This window comes from Gordonia sp. CPCC 205515, from assembly GCF_048537925.1.
GTDB lineage: Bacteria > Actinomycetota > Actinomycetes > Mycobacteriales > Mycobacteriaceae > Gordonia.
Window position 1 is genome coordinate 482,640 of sequence record NZ_JBCLVJ010000008.1, and the last position, 14,442, is coordinate 497,081.

Below are 14,442 nucleotides of genomic sequence, written 5' to 3' on the forward strand. Positions count from 1 at the left end.
CTGCCGGCCGCACGAGATCGGTCGCCAAACACCCCACAGGAATACTTGTCATGTCCGTTGTTTCGAAATCCCTCCACCGCGTCCGCACCGCATCGTTCCCGCGAGTGAACTATGCCCTCGGCGCCGGCACCCTCGCCGCCGCCACCGCGGTGACCGCAGCCTCGCTCCTGCTCAGCGAGCCCGCACATGCAGAGCACACCATCGCGACACCGGCCTCGGCCGCGCAGTCGGTCGCGGAGGTCACTCCCGCACCCAAGCCGGCACCGCTGGCCGCGAACTTCCCGGCCCCGGCCCCGGCCAAGCCGGTCTACGGGGACAATCTCGACGGCTGGATTCGTGAGTCCCTCGACATCATGAAGAAGAACAACATCCCGGGCAGCTACGAGAGCATCCAGCGCAACATCATGCGTGAGTCGACGGGCAACCCGCAGGCGATCAACCTCTACGACTCCAATGCCGCTGCCGGTATCCCGTCGAAGGGGCTGCTGCAGGTGATCGACCCGACGTTCGCCGCTTATCACGTCGAGGGCACCAAGTTCGACGTCTACGACCCGGTCGCCAACATCGTCGCGGCCTGCAACTACGCGGCACATACCTACGGCTCGATGGACAACGTCAACTCGGCGTACTGACTCACCACACCTCGCACCACACTTGCATCGCCTCCTTCCGACACCGTCGGAAGGAGGCGATGCTCTTTCATCCCCATCTCCTTTTCATCGCCCGTCGACACGGCGTCGCCCACCGTTGACAAGCGACTCGCGTCACTGCGATATTGGCCCCACATGAAGCTGACTTCATATTCGAACGGGGTGTCATCGATGACGACGCAGGAAACCATGGCGAGTACCGAGCAGGCCGCAGCCCACACCGCCGCGCACGTGCGGGCGACAATAGCCGGATTACTGGCCGACCATGATCCGTCGACGGTGACCGCGCAGGAGTTTCTCGGCGCCCGCTTCGACGCCGGACTGGCATGGGTTCACTTCCGTGTCGGCGAGGGTGGACTCGGGATCGCCCAGACCTATCAGGAGCTCGTCGAGTCCGAGTTGGCGGCGGCGGGCGCGCCCGGTCCCGCGCGGGCGCGCAACGGCATCGGCCTGGGCATGGCCGCACCGACGATCGCCGCTATGGGCACTCCCGAACAGCGTGGGCGGCTGCTGCGTCCGCTCTACATCGGCGAACACATCTACTGCCAGCTGTTCAGCGAACCCGGTGCCGGCTCCGATCTCGCCGCGGTGGCCACCCGGGCCGTGCGCGACGGTGACGACTGGGTCGTCAACGGCCAGAAGGTCTGGACGTCGGGGGCGCACAACGCGCAGCGGGCGATCCTCGTGGCGCGCACCGATCCGTCGGTCGCCAAACACGCCGGCCTGACCTATTTCGTGCTCGATATGACCGATCCCGGCGTGGAGGTGCGTCCGCTCCGCCAGATCACCGGCGAGGCCGAGTTCAACGAGGTCTTTCTGACGAATGTGCGTGTGCCCGACGCGAATCGAATCAGCGAGGTCGGCAATGGCTGGCGGGTGGCCACCACCACCCTGAACAACGAGCGCGTCGCCATCGGCTCCGGCGCACCCCGCGAGGGCGGGATGATCGGCAAGCTCACCGAACGCTGGCGGTCGGATCCGTCGGTGCGCAATCCGGCGAAACTCGACACACTGATGCGGATGTGGGTCGACGCCGAGGTCACTCGACTGACCGGCGAACGTCTGCGGCAGCAACTGGCCTCCGGCCAACCCGGTCCCGAGGGGTCGGCGATGAAACTCGCCTTCGCCCGGCAGGCCCAGGAGATCTCGGGCTTCGACCTCGAGCTGTCCGGCGAGGCAGGACTGCGCTACGACGACTGGACGCTACGTCGGCCGGAGACAGTGGATTTCACCGGTCGCGAAGCCGGTTACCGCTATCTGCGCGCGAAGGGCAACTCGATCGAGGGCGGGACGTCGGAGATACTCCGCAACGTCGTCGCCGAGCGCGTCCTCGGCCTGCCGCCCGAACACCGCGTCGACAAAGACATCCCGTGGAAGGACCTCGCCCGATGAGCAGCTCAACGGCCACCCCTGCGCCCGCGACCGACCAGGACGCCGCAAACCTGCAATACACCGATACCGAAGACGCGCTACGGGATTCGGTCCGCCGGCTGTTCGCCGACCGAGTGCCGCTGACCGACGTCGCGCGCAGCTACGACACTCCCGCTCCGGATTTCGCCGGCGTCTGGCGCACATTCGCCGAACTCGGACTCGCCGGGCTCCTCGTCCCGGAAAACATCGGCGGCGCAGGCGCATCCGAGCGTGAAGCGGCGGTGGTGTGCGAGGAGATCGGCCGTGCGGTTGCGCCGATTCCGTTTCTGTCCAGCGCCGTCCTCGCGACGGTGACACTGCTGCGCGCCGGCGACACCGAACACGTCGCCACACTCGCCGACGGAAGTCGCGTCGGCGCACTCGCGGTGCCGCTGTCGGCGACCTCCGACTCGATCGGTGACGCCGTGTCGCTGCGCGACGGTCGCCTGCACGGCAGCGTCACCACGGTCGCCGGCGCGGCGGAATCCGATCTGTTGGTGGTGCCGGTCGTCGGGGACAGCGGCCTCGAAATCCGGGTCGTGGAAACGACTTCCACCGGTGTCACCGTCACCCCGGCACTCGGCCTCGACATGACCCGACCGATCGCCGACATCACCTTTGACGGTGCGTCGGGGGTACGCGTCAACACCGACGACGCGGCGGGTGCGGTACACGCGGCCATGCAGACCGGTGCCGCGTTGCTGGCATCTGAGCAGTACGGTGCCGCGTCGTGGTGCCTGGAGACGACGCTCGCCTATGTAAAGGACCGCAAGCAGTTCGGTCGCACGATCGGCTCATATCAAGCAATCAAACATCGCCTGGCCGACCTGTGGTTGCAGGTGAGTTCGGCCGGTGCCGCCGCCCGGTACGCCGCAGACACCGCCGCCCGTGGTGATGCCGATGCCGCGGTCGCCGCGCATGTGGCGGCGTCGTTCTGTGGGGATGTCGCGGTCAAGGCCGCCGAGGAGTGCATTCAGTTACACGGCGGCATCGGCATGACCTGGGAGTACCCGGCGCACCTGTTCCTCAAGCGCGCCAAGTCTGACCAGATCGCCCTCGGCACCGGCTACTGGCACCGTGCCCGTCTCGCGGAACTGGTCGATCTGCCGGCACATCCGTCCGCTGGTTGAGCAGCCTCGGAGCGATAGCGGAGAGGCGTCCGTCGAAACCGCACCTCTCGGCTCGTTTGCATCCGACCCCACCGCGCGACAATGCTGGGATGGCACGTTGGAAGAGAAGGAGTGGCCCATGCCCGTCGTGTCGTATGTGATCGCCGGTTCCGAGTCGACCGGTGGCGCCGGATTGCAAGCCGACCTGCGCACGTTCGCCCAACGTGGCGTGTACGGGGTCGGCACGATCACCTGCATCGTCTCGTTCGATCCCAAAGCGCAATGGGCGCACCGGTTTGTGCCCATCGACCCGTCGGTGATCGCCGATCAGATCGAGGCCGCGACCACCGCCCACGATCCCGATGTGGTCAAGATCGGCATGCTCGGCACGCCGGACACCATTTCGACTGTGGCACAGGCGCTTCGGGTCAAGTCATGGCGTCACGTCGTGGTCGACCCGGTACTCATCTGCAAGGGGCAGGAACCCGGCGCCGCGCTCGACACCGACAACGCGCTGCGTGCCGAGATCCTGCCGCAGGCCACCGTGGTGACCCCGAACCTGTTCGAGGCCCGCACGCTGGCCGGTATGGAGTCCATTGAGAGCGTCGACGACCTGGGCGAGGCGGCCCGCCGCATCGGTGCGCTCGGCCCGCGGTACGTCGTCGTCAAGGGCGGAGTGGGCCTGGCGGGCCCGGATGCCGTCGACGTTGTGTTCGACGGCAGCGAGGTGACCGTACTGCGCTCACCGAAGGTCGGCGACGAACGCGTGTCGGGCGCCGGATGCGTCTTCGCCGCGGCGACCACCGCCGAGCTGGCCAAGGGCGCCGACGTTCTCGACGCGGTACAGACCGCCAAGGAGTTCACCCACGCGGGGATCGTGGGCCGCATCGCGTCGGCGGCACCGTTCGACGCGGTCTGTGTGCCCGCCGGTCAGTGACTTGGTCCGGCGGACGGATCCCTGTCCACCGGACCGTCGGTACGCGGCGTCGGCCGCACGAAATGGCGGGCGACCAGAGCGCTGACGACCGCGATCAGCGCGGTGAGCATCCCGGTCACCGCCGCGTTCTGCGCTTCGGTGAAATGCCACCAGCGGAACCCGGCGGCGAGGGACAACGTGGCGGTGAGCAGCGCGGTGACCGTGCCGGCGAGAGCGACCGGCTGATCCTTGGTCGACTTCGCCCTATGCGCGACGACCGCTGTGACAAACGCCCAGAACGCCGCCAGTTCGGTACCGATCAAGGTGATCTGAGGTGCTGTCCAGTGCCCGATCTCGAAGCTGGTGCAGAGTCCGAACACCGCCGTCGAGAACACGGTGAGCGCTGCGAGGATCGAGGGTGCCCGTTTGGGGAGCACCGGTTCGATGCCTGCCGAACCGGGTGCCGAACCTGTTGGCGGGCCGGCGAAGGCACCGAACCCGTGCTCGACGGTTGTCATGACGCCGTCCTTTCCAGATCGGGGGTGAGTGGGATCGAGGTCGTCGGGGAGATCGCGACCACATCGGCCAACGGATATCCGCGCCCGAGCGTGCGCGTCATCGGGTCGATGAGCATCTCCGGGCGGTAGCGCCGATTCGCCGACATGCGTGCGGCAACCGAGTTGGCGATGGTCGCGCCCTGCGGGATGCTCCGATGCGCAGGCCGTCCCCGGTACGGGCGCCACGACGTACGCATCGGGCAGTCCGCCGATGCCTTCGACATGAGCAGGTGCGGATAGTCCGCCTCCGACGACAGTTGGATGCGATGCGCGACGGCCTTGTCCACCATCCATGCCAGGGTGATCTCCGACAGACTGCTCCGTCGCACGCGTTTCCCGCCGCCCACATCGCCATGGACACCCGCAAACCACACCTGCTCGATGATCTGATTCGGGGCGGGCGCATCCCACAGCGTCGGCTTGAACTGCCGACGCCGCTCATCGATCGCGATCGCGTGGTAGCCGGCCCGAACGTCGGGGTGCAACGCCTTGTTCCGGAACCGATACTCCTCGGCATCCTGATTGCCGAACACGGCACCCGGAATCCCCATGGCGCCCACCGTGTCCCACACACCGATCATCTCGATGTGCGCATCGGCGAGTGCGCGGGGGCGCGCCGTCCACGGTGCACCGGGCACTCGGGACCGGTAGGCGCGTCGAATGCCAGCTCGACGAGGTCGGTGTCGCCGTCCACCGGCAGTCCGCAGTAGGCGATCATCCCGGCCAGACTGCGGGCAGTGTAGGCGCCGCGACTGAAACCGAACAGCGAGAGGCGATCTCGACGCTCGTGGACACGCGCTATCGACGCGTATCCCTTCCGGATGTTGTCGACGAGTCCGTCGCCGAACGCGCCGCCCGACAGGCGTTTCAGGAAACCACCGGTGCGCCCCACACCCTGGTCGTAGATCGCGCATTGGGTGACACCATCATTGACCAGCATGTCGTAGAGGATGGACACATTTGTCCGGGTGGCCGGACCATTCCAGGTTCCATCCGAGCAATACACAATGTTCTTCGACATCAGGACTCCTCGTGTGGATCCGCTCAGTGAGGAAACCGTATGGCGCGCAACGACGCCGGTAATGAGTAGTGCGCTACCTGTCTTTGCGGGTACCCGGAGGGCTTCGTCTTGACCTTGTCACCGTGACATGGTGTTGCATGGTCGGTGAAGGAGGTGGTCCGATATGAACACCATCAACCAGGGCGGAGCGGACACCCGCCTCATCGACGCGCTGCGCTCCGACGACGCCTCGCAGCGACTGCGCGCAGCCCTTGCGGCGGGCAGTCAGGCCGACCCGCGCATCACCGACGTCCTTGTCGCCCGATGCCGCGTCGAGCCGGACTTCTTCGTCCGCGACATGCTCACCTGGGCGCTGTGCCGTCGCCCCGCCGACGAGACGGTGCCGTTGCTGATCGCCGAGCTCGGCTCCGACGTCGCGCAGGCACGCGGTCAGGCGCTGCACACGCTCTCCAAGATCGGCGACCGCCGAGCCTGGCCCGCCGTGCGTACGGTGCTGCACGACGACGATGATGACGTGGCACGTACCGCCTGGCGTGCCGCCGTCGTCGTGGTACCCGAGGACGAACGAACGGCCCTGGCCGCCGAACTCGCCGCGGAGTTGGGGCGCGGCGACACCGAGACGCAGCGCAGCCTCAGCCGCGCGCTCGTCGGGCTGGGGGAGGCCGCTCGTCCCGCAGTGCTCTCGGCCCGGCACCATCCGACTCCCGGCGTGCGTGCCCACGCCGAGGCCACCGATCGGTTGTTCGACGATCCTGATGGAGACTTCGTGATCTCGGTCGAGACCGCCAAACGCGTCGCGGCCCTGGGAGAGAGCGGATAGGAGTGCGCTGGTGCTGATCGGTGAGGTGGCACGACGGTGCGGTGTCAGTGCCCGGATGTTGCGCCACTACGACCGCATCGGTCTCGTGGTGCCCACCGGTCGCACCTCCGGTGGGTACCGCGAGTACTCCGCCGACGACATCCGGCGCCTCTTCCAGGTGGAAAGCCTGCGCACCCTGGGACTTTCACTAGCCGATATCCGGCACGCAGTGGATCGTGACGACTTCGATCCGAACAGCGTGGTCGCCGACCTGATCGCCCAGACTCGGCAGCGCATCGACGCCGAGCAACAACTGCTCGACCGCCTCGAGCGCGTCGAACGCTTTGCGCCCGGCGCGTGGGAGGACGTCGTGATGGTGGTGACGTCGCTGCGGGCGCTCGGGTCGGACTCCGCTGCCCGCCGCCAGCAGGTCGTCCTGTCGGCGACTCCCGACGCCGCCATCCCCATCGAGGAACTCGTCGAGGCCGTGCTGGCCGAGAACGACCCATATGTCGCCGGCGCTCTGCAGTGGTCGCTGTCGCGGACCGGCGCCGAGGCCGTTCCCGGTCTGGCGGCCGCACTCGACGACCCAGACCCCGCGGTGCGTCGACGTGCGGTCGCCGCGCTCGCCGAGGTGCGCGACGGCGCCGCCACCGAGGCGCTGCAACGCGCACTCACCGATGCCGACACCGGCATCCGGGAACAAGTAGCGCTCGTGGTGGGCGCTCGGGGTGTCACCGAAGCACAAGAAGTGTTGGTGGACATGGTCGTAGCGGGTCACCACGATGTGGCTGCCGCCGAGGTACTCGGTATCCTCGTCCGCGACACCGGGGCTGATGTCACGACGGAGTTATGTGGTCATCTGCAACCCGCTGCGGCACAGGAGGTTCGGTTGCGGGTGACGCAAGCGCTTGCCGAGCTGCCGGACGACGCCGCACTCACGGCGTTGGCGCGTCTGGTGAACGATCCGGATGCGACGATCGCCGCCACCGCCGCCGCGATCCTGCGGTGATCCCGCGCCACGATCCCTGAGGCGCCGCCCTGAGGAGCGAGCTTGCGAGCGTCTCGAAGGGCGCGAGGCGATAGCCGAGCCACGAAGGGCGCTCAGGCCCCGGCCGACAACCCCAACCGCTCCGCGCGCTGCAGCAACGCCTGCGCCCGTCCCAACGCCGGCAGATCACTGCCGTCGTACACACTCCCACCACCGCCGAGGCGGTGGACGGTCGCGCGGGCGTCGGCGATCTCGTCGGCCGACGGACTCATCAGCGAGTTGATGACCCCGGCATGCGCGGGATCGAGGCAGAGGCGTCCGGTCATGCCCGTCGACTGGGTGGTCTCGGTGTCGTCGCGCAGTCGGGTCTCGGCGCCGCGCAGCGTCGGGCCGTCGATGGGGCCGGGGAGTCGCGCGGCCCGACTGGCCACCGTCAGTCGGGTGCGCGGGTAGGCGAGGGCCACCGGGTCGTCGGCGATGCCCGTGTCGCGCCGAAAGTCGCCGAGGCCGAAGGCGAGGCGGACACACGCGGGGTGGCGGGCGATCTCCAGCGCCGACTCGAGTCCGATCGCGGATTCGATGAGCGCCACGATCGGGATCCCGGCGCCCAGGCGTCCGGCGGTCGCGGCGACGTCGGTCACGGTTTCGGCCTTGGCCAGCATCACCCCGCGTAGTCCCGGCGCATCGGCGAGGGCGAGCAGATCCGCCGACCATTCGGCGGTCGCCGCGGGGGACACCCGCACCCACGCGTGATGGCTGCCGAGCCAGTCCCGGACCGCCCGTCGTCCCTCGGGCTTGAGTGCGTCGGGTAGGCCGTCCTCCAGATCGAGGACCACCACATCGGCCGCCGACCGCTCGGCGCGAGCGAAATCTGCGTTCCCGTCGGGGCGTCCCGGCGTCAGCAGCCAGGTCCGCGCCACATCGTGGGCGGGTCGCGCCGCGTTCTCACACCGCACCGAATCCACCGTGTCGATCGTCATCTACGCACCTCCGAGTTGCCGTTCTCACCATGCTGAAACAACGACGGGACGAACCCAAGGTTGTGTCCATTTAGTTCGTTATCCACATTTCGCGCAGCGGCGTCGCCACGCGGACGCCCCCGGCTGTGGCGCAACCCACAACCCGATCGCGGTCGACTATCGCAAACACCCCGGTGAACTGCGCAGATTCGGCAATACTCGAGGTGTGCATCCGCTGCTGGTCTCCGCGTGACCAGGGGCACTCGGCGTTCCGTACTCGCGCGTACGGAAACCGTTGGCCACAATTCAACAAGGGTCCGACGACCACTGGTGTCGGAACCAGATCGACCTGTGTTCGGACGACAACCGTTGCGTGGAGTGTTCTGCATCGGCGCGTTCGATCGGCAGCAATGACAATGAGAAGGGAGCGGTGATGTTCACCCGCATTGCCATCGTGAACCGAGGCGAAGCCGCCATGCGACTCATCCACGCCGTGCGTGGATTGTCGGCGGAGACCGGACAGCAGATCGAGGTGATCGCCCTGCACACCGACGTCGATCGCCACGCGACGTTCGTTCGTGAGGCCGACGTCGCCTACGACCTCGGTCCGGCCGCGGCTCGCCCGTACCTGAACCTGGAACTGCTCGAACGCGCACTGGTCGAGACCAAGGCCGAGGCCGCGTGGGTCGGCTGGGGCTTCGTCGCCGAGGACCCGCTCTTCGCCGAACTGTGTGACCGGATCGGCGTCACCTTCGTCGGCCCGTCGGCCGAGGCGATGCGCAAGCTCGGCGACAAGATCGGCGCGAAACTGATCGCCGAAGAGGTCGGTGTGCCGGTGGCACCGTGGAGCCGCGGCGGCGTCGACACCGTCGAGGACGCCGTGGCCGCAGCCGCCGAAATCGGCTACCCCCTCATGCTCAAGGCGACCGCCGGTGGTGGTGGCCGCGGTATCCGCATGGTCTCCAACGACGCCGACCTCCGCGACGCCTACGAGCGCACCCGCGACGAGGCCGCCCGCGCCTTCGGTAGCGGCATCGTCTTCCTGGAACGCCTGGTCACCGGTGCACGCCACGTCGAGGTGCAGGTCATCGCCGACGGTCAGGGCACCGCCTGGGCTCTCGGTGTGCGTGACTGCTCGGTCCAGCGCCGCAACCAGAAGATCATTGAGGAATCGGCCTCCCCGGTCCTCTCCGAGGAGCAGGTCGTCGACCTCAAGGGGTCGGCCGAGCGACTCGCCGTCTCGGTCGGCTACCGCGGCGCGGCGACGGTCGAGTTCCTCTATCACCCGGGTGAGAAGCTCTTCGCCTTCCTCGAGGTCAACACCCGACTGCAGGTCGAGCACCCGATCACCGAGATCACCAACGGTTTCGACCTCGTTCGTGCCCAGTTGTACGTCGCCTCCGGCGGACGCCTCGACGGTGAACGCCCCGTCGAACGCGGCCACGCCGTCGAGGCACGCCTCAACGCCGAGGACCCCGATCGCGACTTCGCGCCCGCACCGGGCCGCATCGCCCGCCTCGACCTGCCGGCCGGTCCGGGCATCCGCGTCGACACCGGTGTCAGCGAAGGTGACACCATCCCCGCCGACTTCGACTCGATGATCGCCAAGATCATCGCCTACGGCAGCAACCGCGACGAGGCACTGGGCCGTCTGCGCCTGGCGATGGCCGAGACCCGCGTCATCATCGAGGGCGGTGCGACCAACAAGAGCTTCGTCCTCGAACTCCTCAACCAGCCCGAGGTCATCGACGGTAGCGCCGACACCGGCTGGATCGACCGCGTCCGCACCGAAGGCCGACTGGTCGCGCAACGCCACTCCTCGGTCGCGCTGGCCGCCGCCGCCATCGACGCCTACGAAGAAGAGGAGTCGGTCGAGCGGCAGCGCCTGCTGTCCACCGCATCCGGTGGTCGCCCGCAGGTGCAGCACGACAGCGGTCGTCCCCTCGACCTCAAGCTGCGTGGCGTCGCCTACCGCGTGCGAGTCGCCCGGATCGGTGCCCACCGCTTCCGCGTCGGCATCGAGGCCGGCGAGCAGACCCGCACCGCCGACGTCGACCTTGAACGCTTCGACGAGCACACCGCACAGATCGTGCTCAACGGCGTCCGCTACCGCCTCGTCACCGACACCCACGGGCCGATCCACCTCGTCGACGTCGACGGCGTGACCCACCGCGTCAGCCGCGACGAGGGCGGCGTCGTCCGTTCGCCCGCGCCGGCGCTCGTCGTCGCCACCCCGCTGCAGGTCGGCGCCGAGGTCGAGGCCGGCGCCCCGGTCCTGGTCCTCGAGTCGATGAAGATGGAGACCGTGCTGCGCGCCCCGATGCGGGCGCGGCTGAAGGAATCGCTCGTCTCGGTCGGCACCCAGGTCGAGACCGGTGTACCGCTGCTCCGGCTGGAGCCGCTCACCGATGACGAAGACGACGCAGCCGCCGACGACACCACCGACACCGTCGAGATCGACCTGCCGGCCGAGCCCGACGATGCATCGACGGGACAACGCACCACTCGCGGTCTGGAAGATCTCCGCAGCCTGCTGCTCGGCTACGACGTCGACCCGCACGATCAGACCCGCCTGCTGTCGGACTATCTGGCGGCGCGCCGGGTCGCGATCGAGAGCGGCAGCCGTCCGCTCGCCGACGAACTCGAGCTCATCTCGGTGTTCGCCGATCTCGCTCGGTTGAGCCAGAACCGGCCGTCCGGCGAGGACAACGACGACGAACGCGTCCACAGCGCTCGCGAGAGCTTCCACACCTACCTGCAGAGCCTCGACGTCGAACGTGACGGACTGCCGCAGACCTTCCACGATCGCCTGCAGCGTGCGTTGGAGCATTACGGCGTCACCGAACTCGAGCGCACCCCGGAGCTCGAGGCCGCGGTGTTCCGGATCTTCCTGGCGCTGCAGCATCCTACCGACTCGGTCACGGTGATCACCGCGCTGCTGCGCGAATGGCTCACCGAGCCCACGCCGCGCGAGGAGCTGCGCGAGCCGGTCGGCGACGCATTGGATCGTCTCGTCGCCGCCTCGCAGGTGCGCTTCCCCGCAGTGGCCGACCTGGCCCGCGGCGTGCTGCACGCCTGGTACGGCCAGTCGCTGCTGCTGCGCAACCGCGCTCGGGTCAACAACAACGTCCGCGGTCACCTCCGCTACCTCGAAGCGCACCCGGATGCCGCCGACCGCGCCGATCGGGTCGCCGACATGGTCGGCAGCACAGAGCCTTTGGTGCGTCTGCTGGCGCAGCGGATGCAGCGCGGCAAGACCGACAACACCGTCATGCTCGAGGTGCTGACCCGCCGCTACTACGGCAACAAGGGCCTCACGGATGTCCGCATCCAGGAGGCAGGCGGCGCCACCTTCGTCGTCGCCGAACGCAACGGTTTGAGCCTGGTGTCGACCGCGGTCACCTTCGACGAACTGCCCGCCACCCTGACCGGTCTCGCCGGACTGGCCGGCGATCTGCCGTCGATCGACGTCGACATCTACCTCGACTGGGAACAGCAGCCGGCCGACTTCGACGCGATGGCCGGCACGCTCGGCGACCTCATCGCCGCCAGCGGGCTGCCCCCGCAGGTGCATCGGGTCACCACCACGGTCGCCGGCAGTGCGGGCGCACGGATGCACCACCACTTCACCTTCCGTCCGTCGGCGACCGGGATGGCCGAGGAGCGGTTGATCCGCGGCCTGCACCCCTACATCGCGCAGCGGATGCAGATGGAGCGGCTGCGGAAGTTCGATCTGACGCGCCTGCTGTCGTCGGACAACGAAGAGGTCTATCTCTACCGCGCAGTGGCCAAGGAGAATCCGTCCGACGACCGCCTGATCGCATTCGCCCAGGTCCGTGACCTGACGGCGCTGCGCGAAGAGGACGGCCGACTGCTCGCGGTGCCCACCGCGGAGAGCACGCTGGCGTCGTGCGTCGATTCCCTGCGTAGCGCGCAGCGCGGCACCAAGGCGTCCTCGGATACCAACCGCATCATCATGTACATCTGGCCGCCGATCATCGCGACCGAGGCCCATCTGCATGCGATCGCCGAGCACATCCGCGGTACCACCGTCGGTGTGGGTCTTGAGGAAGTGCAACTCATTGCGCGCCTGCAGGATCCCGAGTCGGGCGAGCTGAACAAGGTCGAGGTGCGGTTCACCCGGAACGCCACCGGCGGCTTCGAGCTGTCGGTCGGCGAGCCGTCGGACGCGCTCGTCGAACCCGTCGACGCCTACCGGCAGAAGGTGCTGCGGGCCGCCAAGCGCGGAACCGTGTACCCCTACGAGCTGGCCGGCCTGCTCGGTGAGTTCGCCGAATACGACCTCGACGCCGAGCAGCGTCTGGTGCCGGTCGATCGGCCGCAGGGCAAGAACACTGCGGCGATGGTCGCCGGTGTGGTCACCACGCCGACGGCGAAGTACGCGCAGGGCATCTCGCGCGTCGTGCTGCTCGGCGATCCGACCAAATCGCTTGGTGCACTGTCGGAGCCGGAGTGTGCGCGGGTGATCGCAGCATTGGATCTGGCCGAGCAGATGCAGGTCCCGCTGGAGTGGTACGCCCTGTCCTCGGGTGCCCGCATCTCGATGGACTCGGGTACCGAGAACATGGACTGGGTGGCGCGCGCCCTCAAGCGTGTCGTGGAGTTCACTCAGGACGGCGGCGAGATCAACATCGTGGTCGCCGGCATCAACGTCGGTGCGCAGCCGTACTGGAACGCCGAGGCGACGATGCTCATGCACACCAAGGGCATCCTCGTGATGACCCCAGACTCGGCCATGGTGCTGACCGGTAAGCAGTCGCTGGACTTCTCCGGTGGTGTGTCCGCGGAGGACAACTTCGGCATCGGCGGCTACGACCGCGTCATGGGCCCCAACGGCCAGGCGCAGTACTGGGCGCCGAACCTCCTTGCCGCACGGGACATCTTGATGTCGCACTACGACCACACGTATGTGCTGCCGGGCGAGCGCACTCCGCGTCGCGCGGAGACCGGCGACCCGGTCGATCGCGACGTCTCCGATTACCCGCACGTGCTCGCCGGTAGCGACTTCACCACGGTGGGGCAGATCTTCTCGGCGGAGTTCAACCCGGATCGCAAGAAGCCGTTCGACATCCGGACCGTGATGCGCGCCCTGGCCGATCAGGATCACCAGGTGCTCGAGCGGTGGGCCGGCATGGCCGACGCCGAGACCGCCGTCGTCTGCGACGTCCACCTCGGCGGTATCCCGGTGTGCCTGCTCGGCATCGAGTCACGGGAAGTCACCCGACGCGGCTACAAGCCGACCGACGGACCCGACACCTACACCGCAGGCACCCTGTTCCCGCAGTCGTCGAAAAAGGCGGCACGGGCGATCAACGTCGCCAGCGGTAACCGTCCGCTGGTGGTGCTGGCGAACCTCTCCGGGTTCGACGGCTCACCGGAGTCGCTGCGGAAGTTACAGTTGGAGTATGGCGCCGAGATCGGTCGCGCCATCGTGAACTTCCAAGGGCCCATTGTGTTCTGCGTGATCTCGCGCTATCACGGCGGTGCCTTCGTGGTGTTCTCCAAGGCGCTCAACCCGAACATGACGGTGCTGGCGATCGACGGCTCGTTCGCGTCGGTCCTCGGTGGCGCTCCCGCCGCCGCGGTGGTGTTCGCCGGTGAGGTCGCCAAGCGGGTCGGCGCCGACCAGCGGGTCCGCGATCTTGAGTCGCAGGTTGCCGACGCCACGGGTGCCGATCGGTCGGCGCTCTCGGCAGAGCTCGCCGAGACGCGGCAGTCGGTGCGCGCGGAGAAGATCAGCGAGATCGCCGCCGAGTTCGACGGTGTGCACAGCATCCGTCGCGCCGTCGAGGTCGGATCCGTCGACGCGGTGATCCGCGCCGACGAACTGCGCCCGCGCATCATCGGCGCGATCGAGGCCAGCCCGAACTGGTCCGGTCAGAGCGCGCAGGTCGGGGTGTCGTAGTTTTTGGCGGGTAAGTCCGAATGAGGTCGCATGCGACGTCAACTCGGTGTTGCGTACTCAGCTGAGTACGCAATATCGGAACGACGACGCATGCGACCTCATTT

Annotated in this window: 11 protein-coding genes; 7 read left to right on the forward strand and 4 right to left on the reverse strand. The window is 68.0% G+C overall.

Annotated features, from left to right (window positions below):
• Positions 1 to 50: 50 nt before the first annotated feature.
• From AAFP30_RS14140 to thiD, 4 genes are all read left to right on the forward strand, one after another.
• Complete coding sequence (locus AAFP30_RS14140; protein ID WP_419230552.1) at positions 51 to 632, forward strand: transglycosylase SLT domain-containing protein; 582 nt, start codon at positions 51 to 53, stop codon at positions 630 to 632.
• 207 nt (positions 633 to 839) lie between these two features.
• On the forward strand, positions 840 to 2,042 hold the full coding sequence (locus tag AAFP30_RS14145) for an acyl-CoA dehydrogenase family protein (protein ID WP_419230733.1): 1,203 nt from the start codon (positions 840 to 842) through the stop codon (positions 2,040 to 2,042).
• On the forward strand, positions 2,039 to 3,190 hold the full coding sequence (locus AAFP30_RS14150; RefSeq protein WP_419230553.1) for an acyl-CoA dehydrogenase family protein: 1,152 nt from the start codon (positions 2,039 to 2,041) through the stop codon (positions 3,188 to 3,190). The genes AAFP30_RS14145 and AAFP30_RS14150 overlap by 4 nt, the downstream gene beginning before the upstream one ends.
• A 118-nt stretch (positions 3,191 to 3,308) precedes the next feature.
• Positions 3,309 to 4,106 (forward strand): bifunctional hydroxymethylpyrimidine kinase/phosphomethylpyrimidine kinase, encoded by a 798-nt coding sequence (gene thiD, locus AAFP30_RS14155; protein ID WP_419230554.1) that lies wholly within the window; start codon positions 3,309 to 3,311, stop codon positions 4,104 to 4,106.
• Here the strand turns inward: thiD and AAFP30_RS14160 are convergent.
• Genes AAFP30_RS14160 through AAFP30_RS14170 form a run of 3 tightly spaced genes read right to left on the reverse strand, consistent with a single transcriptional unit; the run spans position 4,100 to position 5,663 of the window.
• Entirely contained in the window at positions 4,100 to 4,603 is a 504-nt protein-coding gene (locus tag AAFP30_RS14160; protein ID WP_419230555.1) for a hypothetical protein, read from the reverse strand. The genes thiD and AAFP30_RS14160 overlap by 7 nt on opposite strands.
• Entirely contained in the window at positions 4,600 to 5,280 is a 681-nt protein-coding gene (locus AAFP30_RS14165) for a phospholipase effector Tle1 domain-containing protein (RefSeq protein WP_419230556.1), read from the reverse strand. Before AAFP30_RS14165 ends, AAFP30_RS14160 begins: the two co-directional genes overlap by 4 nt.
• The gene (locus AAFP30_RS14170) at positions 5,220 to 5,663 is read right to left on the reverse strand and encodes a phospholipase effector Tle1 domain-containing protein (RefSeq protein ID WP_419230557.1); all 444 of its coding nucleotides are present in this window, start codon (positions 5,661 to 5,663) and stop codon (positions 5,220 to 5,222) included. Before AAFP30_RS14170 ends, AAFP30_RS14165 begins: the two co-directional genes overlap by 61 nt.
• 163 nt (positions 5,664 to 5,826) lie before the next feature.
• Between AAFP30_RS14170 and AAFP30_RS14175 the strand changes: the two genes are divergently transcribed.
• The gene (locus tag AAFP30_RS14175; protein WP_419230558.1) at positions 5,827 to 6,483 is read left to right on the forward strand and encodes a HEAT repeat domain-containing protein; all 657 of its coding nucleotides are present in this window, start codon (positions 5,827 to 5,829) and stop codon (positions 6,481 to 6,483) included.
• 10 nt (positions 6,484 to 6,493) lie between these two features.
• Positions 6,494 to 7,474 carry a HEAT repeat domain-containing protein gene (locus AAFP30_RS14180; RefSeq protein ID WP_419230559.1) on the forward strand — a complete coding sequence of 327 codons (981 nt, stop codon included), beginning with the start codon at positions 6,494 to 6,496 and terminating at the stop codon, positions 7,472 to 7,474.
• A gap of 92 nt (positions 7,475 to 7,566) precedes the next feature.
• Here the strand turns inward: AAFP30_RS14180 and AAFP30_RS14185 are convergent, their stop codons facing one another.
• Positions 7,567 to 8,433, reverse strand: coding sequence for an HpcH/HpaI aldolase/citrate lyase family protein (locus tag AAFP30_RS14185; protein WP_419230560.1), 867 nt, complete (start codon positions 8,431 to 8,433; stop codon positions 7,567 to 7,569).
• Between the two features lie 412 nt (positions 8,434 to 8,845).
• On the opposite strand from AAFP30_RS14185, the gene AAFP30_RS14190 reads away from it, so the two are divergent.
• Positions 8,846 to 14,338: a carboxyl transferase domain-containing protein gene (locus AAFP30_RS14190; protein ID WP_419230561.1), complete on the forward strand. Its 5,493-nt coding sequence runs from the start codon at positions 8,846 to 8,848 to the stop codon at positions 14,336 to 14,338.
• The last annotated feature ends 104 nt before the right edge of the window (positions 14,339 to 14,442 follow it).

Coding starts and splice junctions, on each gene's coding strand:
- AAFP30_RS14140 (WP_419230552.1), top strand. CDS start 51: ATGTCCGTTGTTTCGAAATCCCTCCACCGCGTCCGCACCGCATCGTTC.
- AAFP30_RS14145 (WP_419230733.1), top strand. CDS start 840: ATGGCGAGTACCGAGCAGGCCGCAGCCCACACCGCCGCGCACGTGCGG.
- AAFP30_RS14150 (WP_419230553.1), top strand. CDS start 2,039: ATGAGCAGCTCAACGGCCACCCCTGCGCCCGCGACCGACCAGGACGCC.
- thiD (WP_419230554.1), top strand. CDS start 3,309: ATGCCCGTCGTGTCGTATGTGATCGCCGGTTCCGAGTCGACCGGTGGC.
- AAFP30_RS14160 (WP_419230555.1), bottom strand. CDS start 4,603: ATGACAACCGTCGAGCACGGGTTCGGTGCCTTCGCCGGCCCGCCAACA.
- AAFP30_RS14170 (WP_419230557.1), bottom strand. CDS start 5,663: ATGTCGAAGAACATTGTGTATTGCTCGGATGGAACCTGGAATGGTCCG.
- AAFP30_RS14175 (WP_419230558.1), top strand. CDS start 5,827: ATGAACACCATCAACCAGGGCGGAGCGGACACCCGCCTCATCGACGCG.
- AAFP30_RS14185 (WP_419230560.1), bottom strand. CDS start 8,433: ATGACGATCGACACGGTGGATTCGGTGCGGTGTGAGAACGCGGCGCGA.
- AAFP30_RS14190 (WP_419230561.1), top strand. CDS start 8,846: ATGTTCACCCGCATTGCCATCGTGAACCGAGGCGAAGCCGCCATGCGA.